17 protein-coding genes are annotated in these 21,682 nt (G+C 59.9%); 7 read left to right on the top strand and 10 right to left on the bottom strand.

The window, feature by feature from the left end:
* Window positions 1–59 precede the first annotated feature (59 nt).
* From ACR0KL_RS10920 to ACR0KL_RS10910, 3 genes are all read right to left on the bottom strand, one after another.
* Window positions 60–1,607, bottom strand: a complete 1,548-nt coding sequence (locus tag ACR0KL_RS10920) for a BCCT family transporter (protein WP_170675925.1) — start codon at window positions 1,605–1,607, stop codon at window positions 60–62.
* Between the two features lie 75 nt (window positions 1,608–1,682).
* Window positions 1,683–2,657, bottom strand: coding sequence for a membrane dipeptidase (locus ACR0KL_RS10915; RefSeq protein WP_170675926.1), 975 nt, complete (start codon window positions 2,655–2,657; stop codon window positions 1,683–1,685).
* Entirely contained in the window at window positions 2,657–4,105 is a 1,449-nt protein-coding gene (locus ACR0KL_RS10910; RefSeq protein ID WP_170675927.1) for an aldehyde dehydrogenase family protein, read from the bottom strand. Before ACR0KL_RS10910 ends, ACR0KL_RS10915 begins: the two co-directional genes overlap by 1 nt.
* Before the next feature lie 107 nt (window positions 4,106–4,212).
* Between ACR0KL_RS10910 and ACR0KL_RS10905 the strand changes: the two genes are divergently transcribed.
* Together ACR0KL_RS10905 and ACR0KL_RS10900 are read left to right on the top strand one after the other, a co-directional pair.
* Window positions 4,213–5,109, top strand: a complete 897-nt coding sequence (locus ACR0KL_RS10905) for a LysR substrate-binding domain-containing protein (protein WP_170675928.1) — start codon at window positions 4,213–4,215, stop codon at window positions 5,107–5,109.
* Complete coding sequence (locus ACR0KL_RS10900; protein ID WP_170675929.1) at window positions 5,106–6,113, top strand: helix-turn-helix domain-containing protein; 1,008 nt, start codon at window positions 5,106–5,108, stop codon at window positions 6,111–6,113. Before ACR0KL_RS10905 ends, ACR0KL_RS10900 begins: the two co-directional genes overlap by 4 nt.
* 3 nt (window positions 6,114–6,116) lie before the next feature.
* Here ACR0KL_RS10900 and ACR0KL_RS10895 read toward each other — a convergent pair whose 3' ends face one another.
* From ACR0KL_RS10895 to ACR0KL_RS10880, 4 genes are read right to left on the bottom strand one after another with little or no spacing between them, the layout of a single operon-like run.
* Entirely contained in the window at window positions 6,117–6,680 is a 564-nt protein-coding gene (locus ACR0KL_RS10895) for an aminomethyltransferase family protein (protein WP_170675930.1), read from the bottom strand.
* Window positions 6,673–9,627, bottom strand: coding sequence for a sarcosine oxidase subunit alpha family protein (locus ACR0KL_RS10890; RefSeq protein ID WP_480777018.1), 2,955 nt, complete (start codon window positions 9,625–9,627; stop codon window positions 6,673–6,675). Before ACR0KL_RS10890 ends, ACR0KL_RS10895 begins: the two co-directional genes overlap by 8 nt.
* Window positions 9,624–9,914 (bottom strand): sarcosine oxidase subunit delta, encoded by a 291-nt coding sequence (locus ACR0KL_RS10885; protein ID WP_170549138.1) that lies wholly within the window; start codon window positions 9,912–9,914, stop codon window positions 9,624–9,626. The genes ACR0KL_RS10890 and ACR0KL_RS10885 overlap by 4 nt, the downstream gene beginning before the upstream one ends.
* 13 nt (window positions 9,915–9,927) lie before the next feature.
* Entirely contained in the window at window positions 9,928–11,178 is a 1,251-nt protein-coding gene (locus ACR0KL_RS10880) for a sarcosine oxidase subunit beta family protein (protein WP_170675932.1), read from the bottom strand.
* 256 nt (window positions 11,179–11,434) lie between these two features.
* Between ACR0KL_RS10880 and glmS the strand changes: the two genes are divergently transcribed.
* The 5 genes from glmS to ACR0KL_RS10855 are packed head-to-tail and all read left to right on the top strand — an operon-like array spanning window position 11,435 to window position 16,675.
* Window positions 11,435–11,926, top strand: coding sequence for a methylaspartate mutase subunit S (gene glmS / locus ACR0KL_RS10875; protein ID WP_480777017.1), 492 nt, complete (start codon window positions 11,435–11,437; stop codon window positions 11,924–11,926).
* 17 nt (window positions 11,927–11,943) lie between these two features.
* Window positions 11,944–13,410 (top strand): methylaspartate mutase subunit E, encoded by a 1,467-nt coding sequence (locus ACR0KL_RS10870; protein ID WP_170675934.1) that lies wholly within the window; start codon window positions 11,944–11,946, stop codon window positions 13,408–13,410.
* A 15-nt stretch (window positions 13,411–13,425) separates the two neighbouring features.
* Complete coding sequence (locus ACR0KL_RS10865; RefSeq protein ID WP_480777016.1) at window positions 13,426–14,673, top strand: methylaspartate ammonia-lyase; 1,248 nt, start codon at window positions 13,426–13,428, stop codon at window positions 14,671–14,673.
* The gene (locus ACR0KL_RS10860) at window positions 14,670–15,827 is read left to right on the top strand and encodes a CaiB/BaiF CoA transferase family protein (RefSeq protein WP_480777015.1); all 1,158 of its coding nucleotides are present in this window, start codon (window positions 14,670–14,672) and stop codon (window positions 15,825–15,827) included. Before ACR0KL_RS10865 ends, ACR0KL_RS10860 begins: the two co-directional genes overlap by 4 nt.
* Window positions 15,824–16,675: an HpcH/HpaI aldolase/citrate lyase family protein gene (locus ACR0KL_RS10855; protein ID WP_170675937.1), complete on the top strand. Its 852-nt coding sequence runs from the start codon at window positions 15,824–15,826 to the stop codon at window positions 16,673–16,675. Before ACR0KL_RS10860 ends, ACR0KL_RS10855 begins: the two co-directional genes overlap by 4 nt.
* Here ACR0KL_RS10855 and ACR0KL_RS10850 read toward each other — a convergent pair.
* From ACR0KL_RS10850 to ACR0KL_RS10840, 3 genes are all read right to left on the bottom strand, one after another.
* Window positions 16,650–17,594: a LysR family transcriptional regulator gene (locus ACR0KL_RS10850; RefSeq protein ID WP_170675938.1), complete on the bottom strand. Its 945-nt coding sequence runs from the start codon at window positions 17,592–17,594 to the stop codon at window positions 16,650–16,652. The two genes, ACR0KL_RS10855 and ACR0KL_RS10850, sit on opposite strands and share 26 nt — an antisense overlap.
* Window positions 17,595–17,609: 15 nt before the next feature.
* Entirely contained in the window at window positions 17,610–19,205 is a 1,596-nt protein-coding gene (locus ACR0KL_RS10845) for a FumA C-terminus/TtdB family hydratase beta subunit (RefSeq protein WP_170675939.1), read from the bottom strand.
* Between the two features lie 268 nt (window positions 19,206–19,473).
* Window positions 19,474–21,681 carry a hybrid sensor histidine kinase/response regulator gene (locus ACR0KL_RS10840; protein ID WP_480777014.1) on the bottom strand — a complete coding sequence of 736 codons (2,208 nt, stop codon included), beginning with the start codon at window positions 21,679–21,681 and terminating at the stop codon, window positions 19,474–19,476.
* Window position 21,682: the final 1 nt, after the last annotated feature.

Below are 21,682 nucleotides of genomic sequence, written 5' to 3'. Positions count from 1 at the left end.
TCTCCTGAAATCTTCAGGCGTGTTGGCGGGCCGGAAGGTCCGGCCCAGCCATGGATCGCTTAGCTCTCTTTGCCCTTCGCCAGCGTGATGCGCAGCGCATCCCACAGCGACGGTAGCAAGATCAGAGACACCGGAACAGCGGTCACCACGATAAAGCTCTGCAGCTTGGACACACCGCCCGATCCAACCGAGATCAGGATGATGGCCATAAGGCCCATCGCGATGCCCCAAAACACGCGCAGCGCTGCCGGCGGGTTGTTCTCGTTGCTCATGGTCGCAGAAATGACATAGCTCATCGAGTCGCCAGTGGTAGCCACAAAGATGGTCGTCAGGATCAGGAACAAGATCGAGACAACGAAGCCCATCGGCAGGTTGTTGGTGATCGCCAACAGGGCGGCGGGCAGGTTGAAGCCTTCGAACGCAGTTGCGATTGTGCCGGGGTTCTCAAGCTCCATGGCGATGCCGGTGCCACCGATGATGGTGAACCAGAAGTTGGTCACGATCGGCGCGATGATCGACAGCATGATGATGATCGACCGGATCGAACGACCGCGCGACACCCGCGCAATGAACATTGCCATCAGCGGGCCATAGCCCATGAACCAACCCCAGAAGAACACGGTCCACCAGCCCAGCCAGCCGGGTTCACCGAACAGACCGGCCTCACCACGGTACAGCGCCATCTGGAAGAAGTTGCCAACGTAAGTGCCAAAGCCCGAGAAGAACGAGCCAAAGATGAACCCGGTCGGCCCTGCGATCAGAACGAACAGCAGCAGGAAAGCCGCTAGGATCACGTTGACCTTGGACATAACCTGAATACCACGCGACAGACCCGTCATGGCCGAGATCGTGTAGATCGCAGCAAGCCCGGCAATAACGGTCGCCTGCAGGGCAAACGTATCCGAAAAGCCGAACAGATCGGCCAGACCATAGCTCACCTGCAGACCCAGGAAGCCAATGGGGCCAACTGTGCCCGCAACCACAGCGATGATCGAGGACGCATCCGCAATGAGGCCAATCGGCCCGTTGATCGCCTTGTCGCCGAACACCGGGTACAGCAGCGTGCGCGGCGCCAGCGGCATGCCCTTTTCATAGTGGTAATGCATGAGCATGACCGTGGTCAGCGACCCCAAAATGGCCCATGCGAGGAACCCCCAATGCATGAAGCTCTGGGCGATGGCCGGGTTCACGGCCTCGGCCGTTGCCCCTTCGCCACCGTAAAGCGGCGCGGGGTACAGAAAATGGGCAATCGGCTCACCTGCCGCCCAGAACACGCCGCCACCGGCCAGCAGTGTACACATGACCATCGAGCCCCACTGGAAGGTGGTGAACTCGGGCGCGGCCAGGCCGCCCATGATGGCACGCCCGCCGGGCAGTATGCACAGCAGCAGGCCGATCAGGAAGGTGGCCAGCAGCAGCACCTGCCAGTAGAGGCCAAAATAAGTGGCCGCGACATTGAAACCCCAATCCACAGCGCCAGAAAGCGCGTCCAGATCGACCAGAGCCGCGATGCAGAACAGCGCGATAAAACCGCCAGAGATCAGGAACAGCGGTTTGTTCACCCGGCTTTCCTGTACTGGGGCAGTGTTCAAAGATGCCTCAGACATCTCTCCTCCGTTAATAGTAGTCAGGCCGTTCCTATCTTGAATGCGGCCATAGCTTCGTCGTTTAGCTGACCTGTATCAGGCGAGCGGTTTGAAGTTCTCGTCAAAGAAACGGTACCAGTTGCGACCCATGATCCCGGCCACTTCGTCTTCGTTCATGCCGGTGGCGCGTAGGCCTGCCCGGATGTTGCCGAAGTCACGGTTGTCGTTGAACCAGCCCGGCATGGGCGGGAAACCGGGGGCCGAGGCTGAGCCTTCGCCATAGTCGATTTCCTTCGTCCAACGACCCACGCGCATCCATTCCACGATATTGTCGGGCTGGTCCTGACACAGGTCGGTGCCGATCCCCAGATGCTGCGCACCGTATTTCTCCGCCGTGCGCGCGATCATCTCGCAGAAGCTTTCCAACGTGCAGTCGGATTTGTCCTTCAGATGGTGCGGGTACACCGAGAAACCCAGCATGCCGCCGTTTTCCGTCACCGCCCGGATCACCGCGTCACGCTTGTTGCGCAGGGCGGGCGACCAGTCATAGGGGTTCGCATGGGTGATGGCGATGGGACGTTCCGAGATTTCAGCCGCTTCGATGGTCGAGCGATCGGCCGAGTGGCTCATGTCAATCACAAGGCCCACGCGGTTCATCTCTTTGATGACCTGCTTGCCCATGCGGGTGATGCCGGAATCCTCGGCCTCATAGCAGCCGGTCGCCAGCAGCGACTGGTTGTTATAAGTCAGCTGCATGAACCGCGCACCCAGCGTGTGCAGGATCTCGATCAGGCCGATATCGTCTTCCATCGGGCTTGGGTTCTGGAACCCGAAGAACACCGCTGTCCGACCGGTTTCCCGCGCCGTGTCGATGTCGCTGGCCCACTGCCCTTTCATGATCAGGTCCGGGTATTGCTCGAACCAGCGATTCCACTGTTCGAAATTCAACACCGTTTCACGAAAGTTCTCATGATAGGCGATGGTGACGTGGATCGCATCCACGCCTCCCTCCCGCAACTGGCGGAAGACCTTCTCCGACCAGTTCACATATTGTAGGCAGTCGATCAGCATCAGACGGGGCCTGCGCTGATATAGGCAGTTTTGACCGTGGTGTAGAACTCGGCCGCCGCCTTGCCCTGCTCACGCGGACCGTAAGAGCTGTCGCCACGACCACCGAAGGGCACGTGATAGTCGGTGCCTGCGGTGGGCAGGTTCACGGTGACAACACCGGTGCGCGCATTGCGGCGGAAATGCGTGGCGCGGGCCAGCGACTTGGTGACGATGCCCGAGGTCAGGCCAAAGTTGGTGTCGTTCACGACGCTCAGCGCTTCGTCATAGCTGCCAACCTTGATGACGCTGGTGAGCGGTGCAAACATTTCCTCGCGGTTTATCGCCATGTCGTTGGTGGTGTTCAGGAACACGCCGGGCGACATGTAGTACCCGTCATGCGGCATCTCGAGACGCGCACCGCCACAGGCCAGTTCCGCGCCCTCGGACTTGCCCAGATCGACATAGGCCAGGTTTTCGCTCAACTGCTGCTGGCTGACGACGGGGCCCATCTGAACGCCCTTTTCCAGCGCGTGGCCCACTTTCATCGCCTGCGCACCCGCAATGAGCTTTTCGACAAACACGTCATGAATGGCAGAGTGGACCACGAGCCGCGATGACGCCGTGCATTTCTGACCGGTGCCACCGAACGCACCGCCGAGAGCCAGCGTCACCGCCAGATCCAGATCGGCATCGTCCATAACGGCCAGAGCGTTCTTTGATCCCATTTCCATCTGGACTTTGGTCAGGTTCTGGATGGCGGCAGCGGCGATACCCTTACCCACCGGAACCGAGCCGGTGAAGGAAATCGCGTTGACCTTGGGGCTTTCCACCAGTCGTTGACCGATGGACCGGCCCGAACCCATGACCAGGCTGAACAGACCCTTGGGGATGTCCTGACGGTTGATGATCTCGGTCAGCGCAACTGCCGAGGCCGGGGTGATGTTGGCAGGCTTCCAGACAACCGCGTTTCCATAGCACAGCGCCGGAGCGATCTTCCACGACGCGGTCGCAGTGGGGAAGTTCCAAGGACTGATGATGGCAACAACGCCAACGGCCTCACGGCGAACATCGACCTCGATATCGGGGCGCACGGAATCCGCGTTCTCACCGATCTGACGCAGGCATTCGGCGGCGTAGTAGGTGAAGAACTGACCGGCGCGGAACACTTCGCCTTTGCCTTCGGCCAGCGGCTTACCTTCTTCGCGGCTCAACAGCGTGCCCAGTTCCTCGGCGCGGGCCATCAGCTCATTGCCGATCGCGTTCAGAACAGCCTGCTTGCGCTCCAGCCCATAGGCGGCCCACTCACGCTGAGCGGCACGCGCCTGATCCAATGTTGCCTCAAGCTGATCCGCGCTGGCCTGTGCAAACATGCCGACCAGATCGCTCAGGTCCGATGGGTTGCGGTTTTCGATCTCACCTTCACCGGTGACCCACTCACCAGCGATCAGGTTCTTTTGAATGTCAGCCATAGCCGTTTGCCCCATAGAGAATTTGCTGAGCGGGTATGGACTCTTTTGCGACAATCAATCAAACTAAAATTATTGAAGTTTACTTCAGCAAGATTGAAGCTTCCAACATGACACTCAAGATCGAAATGCTTCGCGGCTTTGTCGCGGTGGCCCGCACCGGCAACCTGACGGACGCGGCCGTTGTCCTGAAACGCACCCCTTCGGCGGTGTCGATGATGCTCAAGCAGTTTGAGACGCATCTGGGCGAACCGCTGTTTGAGACGGACCGCAAGAACAAGCTGACCGCATTGGGTGAGTTCGTGTTCGAGCAATCGCAACTGGAATTACAGCATTTCGACAATACGGTTCGGGCCATCGAAAACTTTGCCGATGCCAGTTTGGGACATGTCAGAATTGCGACAGTTCCATCGGTGGCAGGCACGATCATACCACGCGTTTTTTCCAGAAATACCAAGGCTTACGAGAAAGTGAGGGTGGAACTGCGCGACATGGATTCCAAGTCCGTCCTGCACGAGCTGTCGCGGGGGCGCATTGATATCGGCATCGCGACACTGCGCGGGAACGGCTCGGGTCTACACAGTCAGCTTCTGCTGACCGACTGGTTCGGCGTACTGCTGACACCGGACCACCCGCTGGCCAGTGACACTGGCGCAATCGAATGGGACGCGCTTGAGAATGAGCAGTTGATCGCCAACAGCCTGTCCGAAAGCATCCCCGGGCCCGAGGCGGAAAAACTGCACGCGGGCTCTCGGTTTTCGGCACATAACATCACCTCTATTCTGGGCATGGTCCGAGCCGGGATCGGGGTCACACTCCTGCCCGAGATGGCAGCAATTTCGGCCGGGCAATCCGATCTGGTGTTCCGCCCTCTGGCGGATACGACGGCCAAGCGGCAAATTCACCTCATACGCAAGGCTGATTCTGCGCTGTCGCCCGCTGCCCGGAGACTGGAAAATGACATCCTCGAAACTGTCGAGGACCTAGTGAAAGAACAACGCTCATGACAGATCAGGTCGAGAAAATTTCGCTGGGCATCCTGATCTTTCCGGGGTTCCCAATGGCATGCCTGACATCCTGTATCGAACCGCTGCGCGCGGCGAATGAGATCTCGGGGCATGAGGCGTTCAGCTGGCATGTCATTGCTGAGCAAGACCAACCGATCCAGTCCTCGGCCGGGGTCACCTTTTTCCCCGACAGCACCTTGGCCGAGGCTCAATCCCTGACGCATCTGCTATTTGCCTCAAGCCCGAACAGCGTGTTCGACAAGCCCTCAAAGGCGAATGCAGCGCTTCAGCGTCTGATGCGGAACAAGACCCGTATCGGCGCAATCAGCGGCGGTGTCTTTCCCCTTGCCCGCACCCGGCTGACCCGCGACAACCCTTTGTCGGTGCATTGGTGCTACGAGGCCGCTTTTCAGGCTGAATTTCCCGAAATCCCGATCCATGGGACAGTGATCTGCGAAGAAGGGGCCTTTAGCACGATCTCGGGCGCCTCTGCCGTTTTCGATCACATGCTGGCCTTGATCGAAAAACGCCTAGGCGGTGATGTCATGGCCGAGGTCGCCTGTTGGTTCCAGCATCCCTTCATTCGCAGCGGGACCGTCACGCAAAAGGTGCCCGCAATCTCAACCGCGCAAAGTCAGGATCTTTTGCCCAAGCAAGTCGCAAAGGCTATTCAGCACTTTGCCGAACATATCGAAAACCCCATCCAGATCAGCGAAGTCGCCGATGCCGTGGGCCTTTCGGCGCGGTCACTGGAGCGGAGCTTCAAAAAGGCCACAGGGCACAGCCCTTTGACATATTATCGGCGGATGCGGATGAACCAGGCGCGGCAATTGGTGCTGTATACGAACGACCCGATCGCCGAGGTCGCCTATATGGTCGGCTACGCCACACCCAGCGCCTTCATGCGGCACTATCGTGAGACGTTTGGGGTCACGCCGATCAGCGACCGGCGTGCCAAGAACTCGATGCGGGTGGGCAGCGACGATGTGCTGCCCTCGGGCTAGGCTTCAGGCGATGGATTTCGCGGCGGCCAACAGGCCGTGATGCAGCGACTCCGCCGAAGAGCGCGGGCCAAGAACGGCCATGTGGTCCTCGGCCAGACGCCATAGGAAGACGCCCAGATGCTCCGCCGTGGTTCGGATCGCCGCGCCCGACCCCATCATGCGGACCGGCGCGTTGCTGAGCCGTTCGAACAGATCGCACAGAGCCGCGCCCTGCACGTCGAACCGGCACCAGCCATCCGTTTGCTCGGAAACCGATGCGGTGTCACCGACGATCTGCTTCAACTCGGCGGCCAGCAATTCGTGACTGTCATGCGGGGCCATGACCATCCATTGCTCCGGCCCCATCCAGAGCGCAGCATAGGGTGCGGCCTGAGCGGATTGGCCCACCTCGGGCACGCTCAGACCGATCTTGTCGGCCAGCGCCTTTTGCACGGCACCGGCCTGATCGTTGCGGGCCGCGACCGACGCCAGCGCCTGATCCACGACCTCGGTGATCGTGATCGAACCGACCGTATCGACACGCGGCGTGTCGCCGCCCAGCGGGGTGATAGGTTTCAGTTTATGCACGAAGCTTCTCCCCTTCCGGGTCCACGAAATGAGCGCTGACGATTTCTACCATGACCTCTTGGCCTTCCAGCGGGTTCACCAGACGCAGTTTTTCACCTATCCGGTCAGAGCCACCTTTGACAAATGCCAACCCGATCGAGCTTTCCAGGATCGGCGAATAGGCGGCCGAGGTGACATAGCCCTGATCATGCGCCGCATCGACCGGCCCGGTGGCATTCATCAGATGCCCGCCCGCAGGCACGCTGTCCTTAGCATCCACCGGCTTGAGACCGACCAGAGCCAGCGCGTCCGGGGCATTCAGCCCTTCCCGACGGCTGAGCGTGTTGCCGATACAGTCCTTCTTGGTGCTGACCATACGCGCCATGCCAAGGTTCAGAGCCGTGGTCGTACCGTTCAGCTCATTGCCGGTAGCATGACCCTTTTCGATCCGCATGACGCCCAAAGCCTCAGTACCGTAGGGCACCACGTCGAACTCTTCACCCGCCTCCATCAGCGCGCGCATCAGCCCGTCGCCATAGCGTGTGGGCACCGCGATTTCATAGGCCAGCTCGCCCGAGAACGAGATCCGGAACAGTCGCGCGCGCAGGCCGCCGCAGACTGTGATCTCAGCGCAACCCATGAAGGGGAACGCCTCGTTCGAGATGTCAAAGTCAGGGTCCACGATCTTTTGCAGCAGTTTGCGGCTGTTGGGACCGGCCACGGCATATTGCGCCCAGGCCTCGGTAGTCGAGATCAGCTGCACGTCCATATCCGGGCACAGGCATTGGCGGACGAATTCCATATTGCGATAGACCAGAACCGCGTTGGCGGTGGTGGTGGTCACGACGAAATGGTCCTCGGCAAACCGCGCGGCGGTACCGTCGTCATAGGCAATGCCATCCTCGCGCAGCATCAGGCCATAGCGCACCTTGCCCACGGGCAGTTTGGCGAACGCGTTAGAGTAGACCATGTTCAGGAAAGCCGCAGCATCCGCGCCCTGCACGTCGATCTTGCCTAGCGTCGTCACATCGCACACACCGACCGAGTTTCTTGTCTTCAGCACCTCGCGGTCCACCGATTGGCGCCAATGGGTTTCGCCCTTGCGCGGGAACCATTGGGCACGTAGCCAATTGCCGACCTCGACAAACACGGCGCCCTGTTCCTCGGCCCATTTGTGGCTGGGCGTCAGGCGAGTCGGGTGGAAATCCTTGCCCACTGCACGGCCACCGAACGCACCCATCGCCACCGGCGTATAAGGCGGGCGGAAGATGGTTGTGCCAGTGTCCTGAATGGACTTGCCTGTCAGCTCGGCCATCACGGCCAGGGCACCCAGGTTCGAGGTCTTACCCTGATCGGTCGCCATGCCCAGCGTGGTATAGCGTTTGAGATGCTCGACCGAGGTGAAGTTCTCTTGGTGTGCCAGCTTGACGTCTTTGACGGTTACGTCGTTCTGATAATCCAGCCACGCGCGTTTTGCGCCTTTGACGTGCCAGAAGGGGCTAATCGAGACCGGCGCATCGGCAGCAGCGGGCAGATCAACGGGTGATGCCGTGATGCCGAGATCGCCCAGAGCTGATACCGCCGCCGCCGCACCACCTTGCAGCGCCGCTTCGGTGGTCATCTCACCCTTGGCCGCGCCTGCCACGATCTGACCGACGGGTAGGCCCTTACCCGGAACAAAGGCGTGGATATCCGCGTTCCAGACAGGGCGACCGCGCTGATGGCAGGTTAGGCCCAAGTTCGGGTTCCAGCCGCCGGACATCGCCAGCGCCTCACAATAGAGATCCGTTGTATACCCTTTCTCAGTGCGCACTTGCACCGAAGTCAGACCCAGACGGCCCGAGGTGTTGATGATCTCGGCCCCTTTGAGAACTTCGGTTCCCTCGACATCCGCAGCATCTGGGCGCGTGTCGACAATGGCCGGGACCTTAATACCCTGCGCAATTAGATCGCGTGCCGTCTGGTGCGCGTCGTCATTGTTGGCAAAAACTACAACCGATTGCGCCGGCGTTGCGGCCCAGCGGTTGGCGTAGGACCGAACCGCTCCGGCCAGCAGGATACCAGGCCGGTCGTTGTTTTCGAACGCGGTGGGGCGTTCGATGGCCCCGGTCGCGATCAGCGCGCGCTTGGAGTAGATGCGCCACAGGGTTTGGCGGGGTTTGTCAGCCGCGGGCGCGATCAGGTGATCCGCATTGCGTTCAACCGCGCCATAGATCCCATGGTCATAGGCTCCGAATACGGTTGTACGCGGCATGACCCGCACATTGTTCATCGATGCCAGCTCGGCCAGAGCCTGGTCGACCCAGGCCGCGCCGGAGATATCGGCCAAAGCGCCGGTCTCGGCAATCAGACGCCCACCCATGCGGAAATCTTCATCCGCCAGAATAACCTGAGCGCCCGCACGTCCTGCGGTCAGCGCCGCCGCCAGACCGGTCGGGCCCGCGCCGACGATCATCAGATCGCAATGCAGGAAGCCCTTGTCATAGAGATCGGGATCATCCTCACCCGTCAGGCTACCCAGACCGGCGGCCTTGCGGATGATCGGCTCATACAGCTTTTCCCAGAACGCCTTGGGCCACATGAAGGTCTTGTAGTAAAACCCTGCCGTCAGGAAGTTCGAGAACCGGTCATTGATCGCCATGAAATCGCGTTCCAACGACGGCCAGCGGTTCTGGGAATTGGCGTTCAGGCCGTCGTACAGCTCGGCCACGGTGGCGCGGGTGTTCGGCTCCTGCCGCCCACCTGAGCGAAGCTCGACGAGGGCGTTCGGCTCTTCGCTGCCCGCGGTTAGGGGGCCGCGCGGGCGATGGTATTTGAACGACCGGCCCATCAGGCGCACGCCATTGGCCAACAAGGCCGAAGCCAGCGTATCGCCCTCATAGCCCTGATAGGACTTGCCATCGAAGGTGAAGCTGAGGCTGGCGTCGCGGTTGATCAGCCCGCCATTCAGTCGATTGCTCTGAGTCATTGTGCAGCCTTCCCTGCCGCTTTGGCCACGTCACGGGCCAGTTCGACTTTCAGGATTTCATGGGTCAGCGTGTTGCGCGTGACCACCAGCCACGACCGGTCGCCTTGTTCGTGATACCAAAGCTCACGATGCTCGCCCGCCGGGTTGTCGCGCAGGTAAAGATAGTCGTGAAACGCTTGCGCCGCGTCCTCGGCCTGCCAATCGGGACGATTGATCAGCGAAGCATCGCCCAGATAGGTGAACTCCTGCGCGTCGCGCGGGCCAAGCAAGGGGTGATTGATAATCATCTGATACGCCCTCTCAGTGCAGGTTTGGTTGGGCGCCCTGCCCTTTTTCGTCGATCATGTGACCGGTCATGAACCGGTCCAGCCGGTAGGCCGTGGCGGTTTCATGCGGACGGTCGGTTTTCAGAAGATGCGCAAAGCAATAACCAGAGGCGGGCGTGGCCTTGAACCCGCCGTAACACCATCCGCCATTGAAATAGAGCCCGTCGATATGCGTCTTGTCGATAAACGGAGAGCCGTCCATCGACATATCCATGATCCCGCCCCAACTGCGTAGGAGACGCGCACGCCCAAGTGCCGGGATCAGCGCCATACCGCTTTCGATCACATCCTCGACCACGGGCAGGTTCCCGCGTTGGGCGTAAGTGTTGTACATGTCGATGTCGCCACCAAAGACCAGACCACCTTTGTCGGACTGGCTGCAGTAGAAGTGCCCCGCCCCATAGGTGATGACGCCGTCAATGAACGGCTTCAGACCCTCTGAGACGAAGGCCTGCAACACGTGGCTTTCGATCGGCAGGCGCATCCCCGCCTTCTCCATCACGCGGCTGGAACTGCCCGCAACAGAGACACCGACCTTTTTGGCCCCAATGAAGCCGCGGGTGGTATCGACCCCCAGAACCTTGCCATTTTCAATGCGGAAACCCGTCACCTCGCAGTTCTGAATGATATCCACGCCGCGCATGTCCGCGCCGCGCGCGTATCCCCACGCCACCGCGTCGTGGCGCACGGTGCCGCCGCGACGGTGCAGCAGGCCGCCTTTGATCGGGAACCTGGCGTCAGCGAAATTCAGGAACGGATACATGGCCCGGACGCCTGCGGTATCCAGCAGCTCGGCGTCGGATCCATTCAGGATCATCGCATTGCCCCGCCGCCGCGCCGCATCCCGCTGTGCGTCGGTGTGGACCAGGTTCAGAATACCGCGCTGGCTGACCATGGCGTTATAGTTGAAGTCCTGTTCGAGGTTTTCCCACAGCTTCAGCGAGAACTCGTAGAACGGCTCATTCCCGTCCAGTAGGTAGTTCGAGCGGATGATCGTCGTGTTCCGACCCACATTACCGCCGCCGATCCAGCCTTTTTCCAGCACCGCGACGCGCGCGGCACCAAATTCCTTGGCCAGATAGTAAGCTGTGGCCAGTCCGTGGCCGCCACCACCCACGATCACATAGTCATAAGCATCAGCAGGCTCTGGGTCGCGCCATTGCGGACCCCAGCCCTTGTGGCCGGTCACGGCCTCTTTGAAAAGTCGCAGCGCCGAGAATCGCATGTAGGCTCCTATTCGTTGCAGCTTACTTTATGCACCCAGGTCGCCCCCGTTTTCAGTGTCGATTTCGGACAGAAGCTATCTCAGATGCGACAGATGCCATCAGAGTGTCGCCGTTTTGGCGTTTCAAGCTCTAACAGCGGCCTGATGCACATTAGGTAATTTTTACTTATCTATTTTTTATTGTTCATCATTATTGTTTACCCTTTTTAGAATCACGGCTACGACACCCCAAAGCGCGACACAGGAGGAGCGAGACATGTTCGACGCCAGCACCACGCATAAAGTTGTTTTGGGAGTGATCGGCGCAGATTGCCACGCCGTAGGCAACAAGATCCTCGACAGCCTGCTGACCCGGGCCGGGATCGAGGTCGTGAACCTTGGGGTCATGGTCAGCCAAGCTGAATTCGTCGCCGCGGCCCTTGCTGAAAAAGCCGGTGCGATCCTTGTCTCATCCATCTACGGGCACGGTGAGATCGACTGCCAGGGCCTGCGCGACCGGTGCGAGGCTGCTGGGATCGGGAACATCCTGCTATACGTCGGTGGCAACCTCGTAATCGGCAAACAGGATTTCGCGACCGTAGTCACCCGTTTCAAAGAGATGGGCTATGACCGCGTCTTCCCAGCCTCAGCCAATATCGACGAGGTCGTGGCACTGCTGAAAAACGACATCGACATGAACCGTCTTCCGAATATCGGGCACAACTCGGGCGCTTTCGCACCAGAGTTCGCCGATTGGGCCGCAATCTAGCAAAGGCAGATGGTGACATGACCGGCACGCCAGAAATCACGAATTCCAAGCTGCCCGATTCCGTTTTCGACGCCGAGCGTGAGGGCGTTCTGCAATCCTGGCACACTGGTGCCGGGGTGGATTTTGACGCGGGCCTTGCCCGTCAGCATGCGCTGCCCTCGGAAAAGCGGTTCTCGGCAGCCTTGGCGGATGCGGATGAAACCGGCAAGACTCTGCTGCAACCCCGTGCGGGCGTTGCGCTGCAGCGCGAACACACCGCGCTGATGGAGGGGCTGGCCCCCTATTGCGATGTGCTGCCCACCACCATCGACGCCTATTCCCGTCACAACCGCTATGAAGAAGCGCAGAATGGCATCGACCGGTCCCGCGCGGCAGGCACTTCGCTGCTGAACGGGTTCCCAGCGGTCAACCATGGTGTGGAAGGCTGTACAAGACTGGTCGACGCCGTTTCAAGACCCATTCAGGTGCGGCACGGCACACCGGATGCACGCCTGCTGGCTGAGGTCACGCTCAGCTCGGGTTTTTCGTCCTACGAGGGCGGCGGAATTTCTTATAACGTCCCTTACGCAAAGAACATTCCGCTAGAGCAGTCGATCCGCCATTGGCAATATTGCGACCGCCTGGTGGGCCGGTTCGAAGAACACGGTATCCGCATCAACCGCGAACCCTTCGGCCCTTTGACCGGGACCCTGGTACCGCCTTTCGTATCGCATGTGGTCGCGATCATCGAAGGCTTGCTGGCGCTGGAACAAGGTGTGCGTTGTATCACGCTGGGTTATGGTCAGGCGGGCAATCTGGTGCAGGACGTCGCTGCACTGCGGTCGCTACGGCGGCTTGGGCATCACTATTTCCAGAACGCCGGCTATGACGACTACCAACTGACCACCGTGTTTCACCAGTGGATGGGCGGCTTCCCCGAGGATGAGGCCAAGGCGACCGCCGTGATCTGTTTGGGCGCATTGGCCGCGAAACAGGCGCGGGCCACCAAGATCATCGTGAAAACACCGCATGAGGCCAGCGGCATCCCCTCGCTTGAGGCGAACCAGGCTGGGCTCAAGGCAACCCGCCAGATGGTCAACATGATCGCGGATCAGAACCGCAATGACGGCAACGAAATCCTGACCGAGGTCGAGGTGATAGAGGCCGAGGTTCACGCCGTCATGCGCGCCGTCCTAAAACTGGGCAAGGGCGACATCGCACGCGGCGCCGTTCTGGCCTTTGAGAGCGGCGTCATGGATATCCCCTTCGCCCCCGCCATCGGGAACGCGGGCAAACTGACACCGGTCCGAGACAACCACGGCGCGCTGCGGATTTTTGAGACCGGAAATGTACCGCTACCCAAGGACGTCATGGCCTTCCACCGGGACCGCATCGCGGAACGCGCCCGGTCCGAGGGGCGCGAGGTGTCCTTTGACATGGTGGTCGACGACGTCCGCGCCATCTCGGCCAGCAAACTCATCGGCCGGCCTTCGGTCGCCGCCTAACGCACAGAGATAGTCATGAAGATCAAGAACGTTGTTTTCGCGCCGGGGCTGGCCTCGTATTATTTCGACGACCAGGCGGCGATCAAACAGGGGGCCAAGCAGGACGGGTTCGTCTATTGCGGGCAGGCCCTGACCGACGGCTTCGCCCGCGTCCGGCAATATGGGGAAAGTGTCTCGATCCTTTTGGAGCTGGAAAACGGCCAGATCGCCGAGGGCGACTGCGCGGCCGTGCAATATTCCGGAGCCGCCGGACGCGATCCGTTGTTTCTGGCTTCCTCTGTCATTCCGTTCCTGCAGGAACATCTGACGCCACAGCTGATTGGGCATGATGTGCGAAACTTCCGCGAAAGCGCGGAATTCTTCGACAAGCTTGTCGTCGACGGCCAGCCTCTGCACACCGCCGTGCGCTATGGCCTGTCGCAGGCTTTGTTGTCGGCGGCGTCGATTGCCAAAGGCAAGATGAAATTCGAAGTCATCTGCGACGAATGGGGGCTTGAGGCCATCGCGGCCCCTCTGCGCCTGTTTGGGCAGAGCGGCGACAACCGCTATGAGGCCGTGGACAAGATGGTGCTGAAACAGGTCGACGCCCTACCTCATGGCCTGATCAACAACATCCCCCAGAAACTGGGCCAGACTGGCGGGAAACTGGCCGAATACGTCACATGGCTGTCGCGCCGCATTCAAGCTCTGCGCACGGATGAGAGCTATCATCCGGTACTGCATATCGACGTCTACGGTACGGTGGGCATGATCTTTGACAATGACGCGGTGAAGATTGCCAACTATCTGGCAACGCTGGAACAGCGCGCCGCCCCTTTTGATCTGTATATCGAAGGGCCTGCCGATGCGGGTTCAAAAGATGGGCAGATCACCCTGCTGCGCGACATCCGGGCGTCTCTGCAGGCGCTTGGCAGCAACGTGAAAATCGTGGCTGACGAATGGTGCAACACTTATCAGGACGTTGTCGATTTCGTCGATGCCGATTGCTGTGACATGGTTCAGATCAAGACCCCTGATCTGGGATCGCTGCACAATACGGTCGACGCGGTGCTCTACTGCAAAGCCAATGGTGTCGCGGCGTATCAGGGCGGCACCTGTAACGAGACCGATATCTCGGCCCACGCCTGCCTGCATGCCGCCATGGCCACCCGGCCCGACCGCGTGCTGGTCAAACCCGGCATGGGCTTTGACGAAGGCATGACCATCGTCGCCAACGAAATGCACCGCACCCTTGCGCTTTTGAACACACGAGCTGCCGCATGACCGATACCCAACTCAAACCTTATGAAGGCCTGCTGGTCGTATCTTTGGAACAGGCCGTCGCTGCCCCCCTCGCGTCGTGCCACTTTGCCCAGGGCGGCGCGCGCGTCATCAAGATCGAGCGCGATACTGGCGATTTCGCCCGCAAATACGATGGCGCGGTGAAAGGCTCGGCGTCCTATTTCGTCTGGGCCAATCACGGCAAGGAAAGCCTGTGTCTGGATATAAAACACCCCGAGGATGCCGCCCTGCTGCACCGTATTCTGGACGAGGCGGACGTGTTCATCCAGAACCTCGCCCCCGGCGCCATTGCCCGCGCCGGGTTTGGTGAGGATGTCTTGCGCAAACGCAACCCGCGCCTGATCACCTGCGATATCAGCGGATATGGTGAGGATGGACGGTACAGCGACATGAAGGCCTATGACTTTCTGGTGCAATGCGAAAGCGGGCTGGTCTCGGTCAACGGCGCGCCCGGACATCCCGGCCGGATTGGTGTTTCGGTCTGCGATATCGGTGCCAGCATGAACGCGATCATCGGCATACAGAAGGCTCTGATCGCGCGCAGCATCAGCGGCAAGGGCAGCGCGGTGAAGCTGTCCCTGTTCGACACGGCCGCCGATTGGATGACCGTGCCTTTGATGCATACGGTTTATGCGGGCAAAGCGCCTCAGCCGGTTGGCCTGCATCACCCGTCCATCACGCCTTATGGTGGGTTTACCACCAAGGATGATGAGGTTCTGGCGATCTCGATCCAGAACGAACGCGAGTGGAAACGCCTCTGCGCCGATGTCATCGGACAGCCCGATCTGGCAACCGATCCCCGGTTCTGCGACGCCGCCCAACGGGTCGCCAACCGCGCCGAACTGGATGCCATCGTCGCTGAGTTCTTTGACGGTCACAGTCGGTCTGAGCTGGAAGGCAAGCTGTTCGCGGCAGCCATCGCCTATGGGGCCGTGAACTCGGTCAGCACCTTTGCCGAACACCCGCAGCTGCGCCGTACGCCGGTCACGCTGGAAAACGGGGACGAGGCGCATCTGGTCGCGGCCCCCGTGCGCCACAGCTTTGATCCGGAAAAACCGCGCTTTGGCCGTGTGCCCGCGCTTGGCGAACATACCGATACCATTCGGTCCGAATTCGCCGAGACCGCAGCCGCATGATCCGGTCCTACCTGTTCACTCCGGCGCACCGGCCTGAGCTAGTCGCCCGCGCGCATGAACGGGGCGCGGATGCGATCCTGCTGGACCTTGAGGACAGCGTCCCGCGCGACCGCAAACAGGCCGCACGGGACGGGTTGGCAGAGGCGGTCTCTGTGCTGACCGCCCGTGATGTGTCGGTTATGATACGGGTCAATACCGATCTGGGCGAATGCGTCCGCGATCTTGAGGCTGCCATCCTGCCCGGCGTCGACGCGATCATGCTGCCCAAGGTCATCGGGGCCGACCATCTGCATCTGGTGGCGGACTATCTGTCGATGCTGGAGCGACAGGCCAAACTGCCCGAGGGTCAGATCAAACTGATTGCCTTGATCGAAACAGCCCAAGGGCTGATGAACGCCGCGAGCATCGCAAAAGCAACCCCTCGGCTGACCGCGCTTGCATTCGGGACTGAGGATTTCTCGACCGATTGCGGCCATGCGCCTTCAATCGAGGCGCTGAAAGGCCCGGCGCAGTCCTTGATCCATGCAGCCAAGGCGGGTAGCCTAAAGGCCATCGGCCTACCGGGCAGCATTGCCGAGATCCACGATATGGACAGTTTCCGCGCCTGCGTCGATCTTGGCCGCGCGATTGGCTTCGACGCCGTCCTGTGCATCCATCCGCGTCAGGTCGAAATCGTTAACGCGGTCTTCAACCCCAGCGCGTCCGAGATCGAACAGGCAACCCGCGTGGTCGAGGCGTTTGATCAGGCCACGCAGCAGGGGCTGGGCGCTGTCATGCTAGATGGCAAAATGATCGACCCGCCCATCGTGGCGCGGGCGCAATCTATGTTGCAATCCCGGCGTCTTTGAAGAAATCCTCCATAAAGGCCGGGCCTTTCTGATCGACGAAATCCCGAAAGGACCGCGCCGCCGGACGCAGGGGTTTGTTGCGCATATGCAGAACGAACCAGTCGCGATATTCCGGCATGCCTTCGACATTCAGGATCTTGAGCTTTCCGGCCATCGCCTCCAGCGCGATCGTGTGAGCCGAGATGAAGGCCAGCCCCATATTCGCCATGACCGCCTGTTTGATATTGGCATTACTGTCCATTTCCTGCGCCTTGGGCTGCGGCAGGCCCGAGTCCGAGAAAAAGAACTCATGCACCATGCGCGTGCCCGACCCCCGTTCGCGGACGATGAACTGATGGTGCGGCAAGTCCGAGCGTCGGATTCGTCTGGAGCGCACCAGCGGATGATCCGGGTGGCCGATCAAAACATAGGGATGTTTCGCGAATTGATGCGCCGTTGTCTCTATCCGGCGCGGCGGGCGACCCATGAGCGCAAGGTCGATCTGATCGGTATCCAGCATCTCAATCACGCTGCGCCGGTTGGCGATTTTGAACTGTAGATCGCATTCCGGGTGTTCCTGCTGAAACTGCGCCAGCAGATGTGGGCCGAAATTGCGCGCAGTGGTCACCATGGCCACCCGAACCCGGTGGTCCAGCTTGCCCTGCATGATCTGCACAACATCGACCGCCTCGGCCAGCGTTTCGGTCATGCGTTCGGCATAGGGCACCAAGGCCGTTGCAACCTCGGTCGGGATTACTGAGCGGCCGGATTTCTCGAACAGCGGCGCGCCGAATTCCTCGCTCAACCGGCTCATCTGCATCGACACCGCAGGCGGGGTCAGTGACAGGCGCTCAGCCGCACGCACAAAGCTGCGCGTCTCGATCGCTACCAGAAATATCTGCAACTGGCGCAGGGTGATCTTGTCGGAAGTTGGCGGCATTGCGGCTCCTGTGCGCTAGAAGGCTGGTTTGCGGGTAAAGAAGTCTCCTCCTTTGTCGTCAATAATCACAAATGCCGGGAAATCCACGACTTTTATGCGAAAGACGGCCTCCATCCCGAAGTCGGGGAAATCCAGCGTTTCGATGTTTTTGATGACGTCCTTGCCCAGAACTGCCGCCGCCCCGCCGACCGAGCCCAGAAAGAACCCGCCATGCTCCTTGCAGCTTTGTACGACCGAGGGCGCACGATTGCCCTTGGCGATCATCACACGGGACGCGCCCAGCGCTTGCAGTTCCGGCACATAAGGGTCCATCCGCGCGGCTGTGGTTGGCCCGAACGAGCCTGAGGCATACCCTTCGGGCGTCTTGGCCGGGCCCGCGTAGTAGACTGGGTGATCGCGGATGTAGTCCGGCAACTCCTGACCCTCTCGGATCATCCGGGCCAGTTCGGCATGCACCAGATCGCGCGCGACAATCATGGTGCCCGACAGCAGAACCGGGCTTGAAACGGACAGCTTGGACAATTCGGCACAGATACCATCCATCGGCTGGTCCAGGTTGATCCGGGTTGCGGATTGCGCCGCGACATCCTGCGCGGGCAGGAACCGAGCCGGATCATGTTCCAACTGCTCAACCCAGATCCCATCCCGGTCGATTCGCCCCTTGATCTGGCGATCCGCCGAACAGCTGACACCCATACCAACCGGCAGGCTTCCTCCGTGGCGCGGCAGGCGAATGACGCGCACGTCATGGCAGAAATATTTTCCGCCAAACTGGGCACCCAGCGACATGTTGCGGGTCAGCTCCAATATCTGCGCCTCAAGCTCCTGATCGCGAAAGGCGCGCCCATCGGGGCTACCGGTCGTGGGTAGATCATCCAATTCCTTGGCCGAGGCCTTCTTGACCGTTTTCAGACAGTGTTCAGCCGAAAGCCCCCCAATGACAATCGCCAGATGGTATGGCGGGCAAGCCGTCGTACCCAAAGTCCGTATCTTTTCGTCGAAGAATGCCAGTATCCGCTCGGGTTCCAGCAGTCGCCTTGTTTCCTGATACAGAAACGTCTTGTTGGCCGAGCCACCTCCTTTGGCCATGAACAGGAACTCCAGAGCATCCCCGCTGAGGGCCTCGATGTCGATCTGCGCGGGCAGGTTGGTACCGGTGTTATGTTCGCGGTACATGCTGAGCGGGGCCATTTGCGAAAAACGCAGGTTACGCGTTTCCCAGGTGTCCATGACCCCCTGCTCGACCGCCGCATGCAGATCGCCCTGGACCAGAACGTTCTGGCCTTTCTTACCGTGAATAACGGCCGTTCCAGTGTCCTGACAGCTCGGGAATTCTCGCTCGGCAGAGATCACCGCGTTCTTTAGCAGTTCCAGCGCCACGTAGTGATCGTTGGCCGAAGCATCCGTGTCATCGAGAATCTCGCGTAGCTGGGCAAGATGGCTGGGGCGCAACAGATGCGAGACATCCGCAAAGGCGGTTGAGGTCAAATTGCTGATAGCCTCGGACGACACCCGCAGGAAAGTTTCATCATCGAACTTGGCGGTTTCCAGCCCTTCATTGCCAAGATGGCGATAGCAGGTCGTACCGATTGTTTTCGTTGTCTGGGTCATGGCGCGCACCCTAGTGAGATACTCATAAACACTCAATGGTTCTTAACTTAAATGCGATTTTATTCACCAAAAATTACCAAAAGAGAATCGCGCCAGAATACTCCATTTCGGCAAACACCAATTCACACCACGCAATGCATCACTCCCCATGATCGAACCGGCACCGCATTCGGCGACCCAACTGTCCTTCATTCAGCGCGGGTCGATCTTCAGCACCATCAACGTCAAGATTCAGCTATCACGGTCCGCGAGCAGACCCGTGCAGGGATCAAAGCGAAATCAAGCTGACCAACTGGTATCTAAGCTCTTTGGCGTCGATGGGTTTGTGTATTAACTCCAACCCGTTCGCCTTGCACTCTTCCGCTGTTTCAGGAGAGCGGTTGGCCGAGATGATGCAGGCGGGCACATCGCTGAATTCCGCACTGATCCGACGCACCGCCTCAGTCCCGGTTTTTCCGCTATCCAGCTGGTAGTCCGCGACGATCGCATCGGGTGTGATACCGATCTCGCGCAGCAGGTCCACGGCCTGATCCTCACTGCTACATTCCAGCACATGAACGCCCCAGGACTCGAGCGTTAGCATCAGTGCATTTCTGAGATTTGCGTCATTTTCAATCAGCAAAACGATCATATCCGCCAGTTGACCCGTTTTCCTGTCGGCAGCAGCGGGACGGCCTTCACTGAACTGCCCTTGGTCCTGCACCACAGGGATTTCGACGGAAAACACCGTGCCTTTTCCCAACTCGGAGCGCAGATGAATCGGGTGGTTGAGCAACCCGCAGGCGCGCTCGACGATGGCGAGACCAAGACCCATACCTTCGGCGGCGCTTGCGTCGGATTGCACCCGCTTGAATTCCTGAAAAACCATGTCGCGCTGATCGGCGGCGATGCCTATTCCAGTATCCAGTACCTCGATCGACACGCGGGTTTTGCGACGCTTCACCCCGACCAAAACCCTGCCGGTATCAGTATAGCGGATTGCGTTGGACAGGAGGTTCTGGAGGATGCGCCGCAAGTAGCTGGCATCACTGGCCACAAGCGCGCTGGTCGGCACCACCCGCAATTCCAATCCTTTGGCCTGTGCAACCGGGCGGAAAGCGTCTTCCATCTGTTTGAACATGTCACCCACCGATACGGTCGAGAGGTGGACTGTCGCGCTGCCGGAATCCAATTTCGAAATATCCAGTAGAGCCTCAAGGATATGCTCCACGCTGTTGAGCGCACTTTCCGCCTTTGTGGCCACATCATGCGTTTCCGCCTGATCCAACCCGTTTTTCAGCGAAGCCACATAAAGCTTGGCGGCGGACAGAGGTTGCAGCAGATCATGACTGGCGGCGGCAACAAATCGGGATTTTGACGCATTTGCCCGTTCCGCCTCACCCAGCGCGTCGGCCAGTTCAACGGTGCGCGCTTCAACCCGCTTTTCCAGCAATTCCTTGGCGTCCTGAAGCGCCTGCGCCGATTTTCGTTCTGCCGTCACATCGGTAAATGAAATCACATAGCCCTTGTCGGGCATTTCCTGCGCAAAGACAGACAGGATTTTCGACCGCCCCCGATGCAACAGAAACCGCAAGGGACGCCGGGAGGTGTGCCGCTTAGTCCAGTCGGACAAATCACCCCAGCTCATCCCCGGTTGGAAACTCATATTCGAACCGAGCCGGTCATAGAGCGTTTCAAACTGCGTGCCCATCTGGAATTGCCCGACCGGAATCGCCAGAAGCTCGCTGGCCCGGTTGTTCCAGCCAATCAATCGGTGCTTGTTGTCGAAGATACAAACGCCCTGGTCGATATGTTCCAGCGTGGCGCGGATCAGGCGCGATTTGTCATCCAAGATGCGGTCGCGCTCCAGCCGCTCGACCCGCATGATATCGGTCACATCCGTCTGCAGGATAACAGTGCCTGCATCTTTCGTGCGATGCTCCGAGACCTGCATCCAGCGATTACCGCTCAGGCCCACATTGAACACCACATGGTCATCCGCATGACGCGTCAGCCGAAGTTCGGCCCAGTCCACAGGCGTAACCCCTTCCGGCAGCAACAGAGAGCTCGATCGGCTGACAAGCTCGACATATTCGGTAAAACGCAGACCTGGTTTCAGCCGGCCCTGGATATCGGGCATGTGCAACCCGAAGCGACTGTTGCACAGCACCAGTTTTTCATCGCGCCCAAACAGGGCAAAGCCATCCTTCACCGCCTCGATCGCGTTCGCCAAATTGGCCCGAGCAGCTTCGGTCTCCTCATTGGCCTTGGCCAATTGCGCGTTGGACGCGTTCAGCAGGTCCAGAGCGCGCTCCAGATCATCAGTGCGGGTGCGGATCTCTTGTTCCAACACAGCGGCGCGCTGGAATTGCGCATAAGCAGCACCCGAGGCATCGGTAGATTCCTCGACCCGGCGCATCAGCGCCTCGACGATCCTCAGCAGTTTTTCATTCTGGCGCTCGATCGGATCCAGCGGGTCGGTCAGATGCTCGATCATC

The organism is Ruegeria sp. C8 (assembly GCF_056537565.1).
This window is presented reverse-complemented; position numbering and strand designations above follow the sequence as displayed.

What these genes read in the sequence shown, in the direction of transcription:
- ACR0KL_RS10860 (WP_480777015.1), top strand. Translation starts at nt 14,670, where the DNA reads ATGACCGATACCCAACTCAAACCTTATGAAGGCCTGCTGGTCGTATCT.
- glmS (WP_480777017.1), top strand. Translation starts at nt 11,435, where the DNA reads ATGTTCGACGCCAGCACCACGCATAAAGTTGTTTTGGGAGTGATCGGC.
- ACR0KL_RS10910 (WP_170675927.1), bottom strand. Translation starts at nt 4,105, where the DNA reads ATGGCTGACATTCAAAAGAACCTGATCGCTGGTGAGTGGGTCACCGGT.
- ACR0KL_RS10880 (WP_170675932.1), bottom strand. Translation starts at nt 11,178, where the DNA reads ATGCGATTCTCGGCGCTGCGACTTTTCAAAGAGGCCGTGACCGGCCAC.
- ACR0KL_RS10850 (WP_170675938.1), bottom strand. Translation starts at nt 17,594, where the DNA reads ATGCCGCCAACTTCCGACAAGATCACCCTGCGCCAGTTGCAGATATTT.
- ACR0KL_RS10905 (WP_170675928.1), top strand. Translation starts at nt 4,213, where the DNA reads ATGACACTCAAGATCGAAATGCTTCGCGGCTTTGTCGCGGTGGCCCGC.
- ACR0KL_RS10855 (WP_170675937.1), top strand. Translation starts at nt 15,824, where the DNA reads ATGATCCGGTCCTACCTGTTCACTCCGGCGCACCGGCCTGAGCTAGTC.
- ACR0KL_RS10885 (WP_170549138.1), bottom strand. Translation starts at nt 9,914, where the DNA reads ATGATTATCAATCACCCCTTGCTTGGCCCGCGCGACGCGCAGGAGTTC.
- ACR0KL_RS10900 (WP_170675929.1), top strand. Translation starts at nt 5,106, where the DNA reads ATGACAGATCAGGTCGAGAAAATTTCGCTGGGCATCCTGATCTTTCCG.
- ACR0KL_RS10870 (WP_170675934.1), top strand. Translation starts at nt 11,944, where the DNA reads ATGACCGGCACGCCAGAAATCACGAATTCCAAGCTGCCCGATTCCGTT.
- ACR0KL_RS10865 (WP_480777016.1), top strand. Translation starts at nt 13,426, where the DNA reads ATGAAGATCAAGAACGTTGTTTTCGCGCCGGGGCTGGCCTCGTATTAT.
- ACR0KL_RS10915 (WP_170675926.1), bottom strand. Translation starts at nt 2,657, where the DNA reads ATGCTGATCGACTGCCTACAATATGTGAACTGGTCGGAGAAGGTCTTC.
- ACR0KL_RS10890 (WP_480777018.1), bottom strand. Translation starts at nt 9,627, where the DNA reads ATGACTCAGAGCAATCGACTGAATGGCGGGCTGATCAACCGCGACGCC.
- ACR0KL_RS10845 (WP_170675939.1), bottom strand. Translation starts at nt 19,205, where the DNA reads ATGACCCAGACAACGAAAACAATCGGTACGACCTGCTATCGCCATCTT.
- ACR0KL_RS10840 (WP_480777014.1), bottom strand. Translation starts at nt 21,681, where the DNA reads ATGATCGAGCATCTGACCGACCCGCTGGATCCGATCGAGCGCCAGAAT.
- ACR0KL_RS10920 (WP_170675925.1), bottom strand. Translation starts at nt 1,607, where the DNA reads ATGTCTGAGGCATCTTTGAACACTGCCCCAGTACAGGAAAGCCGGGTG.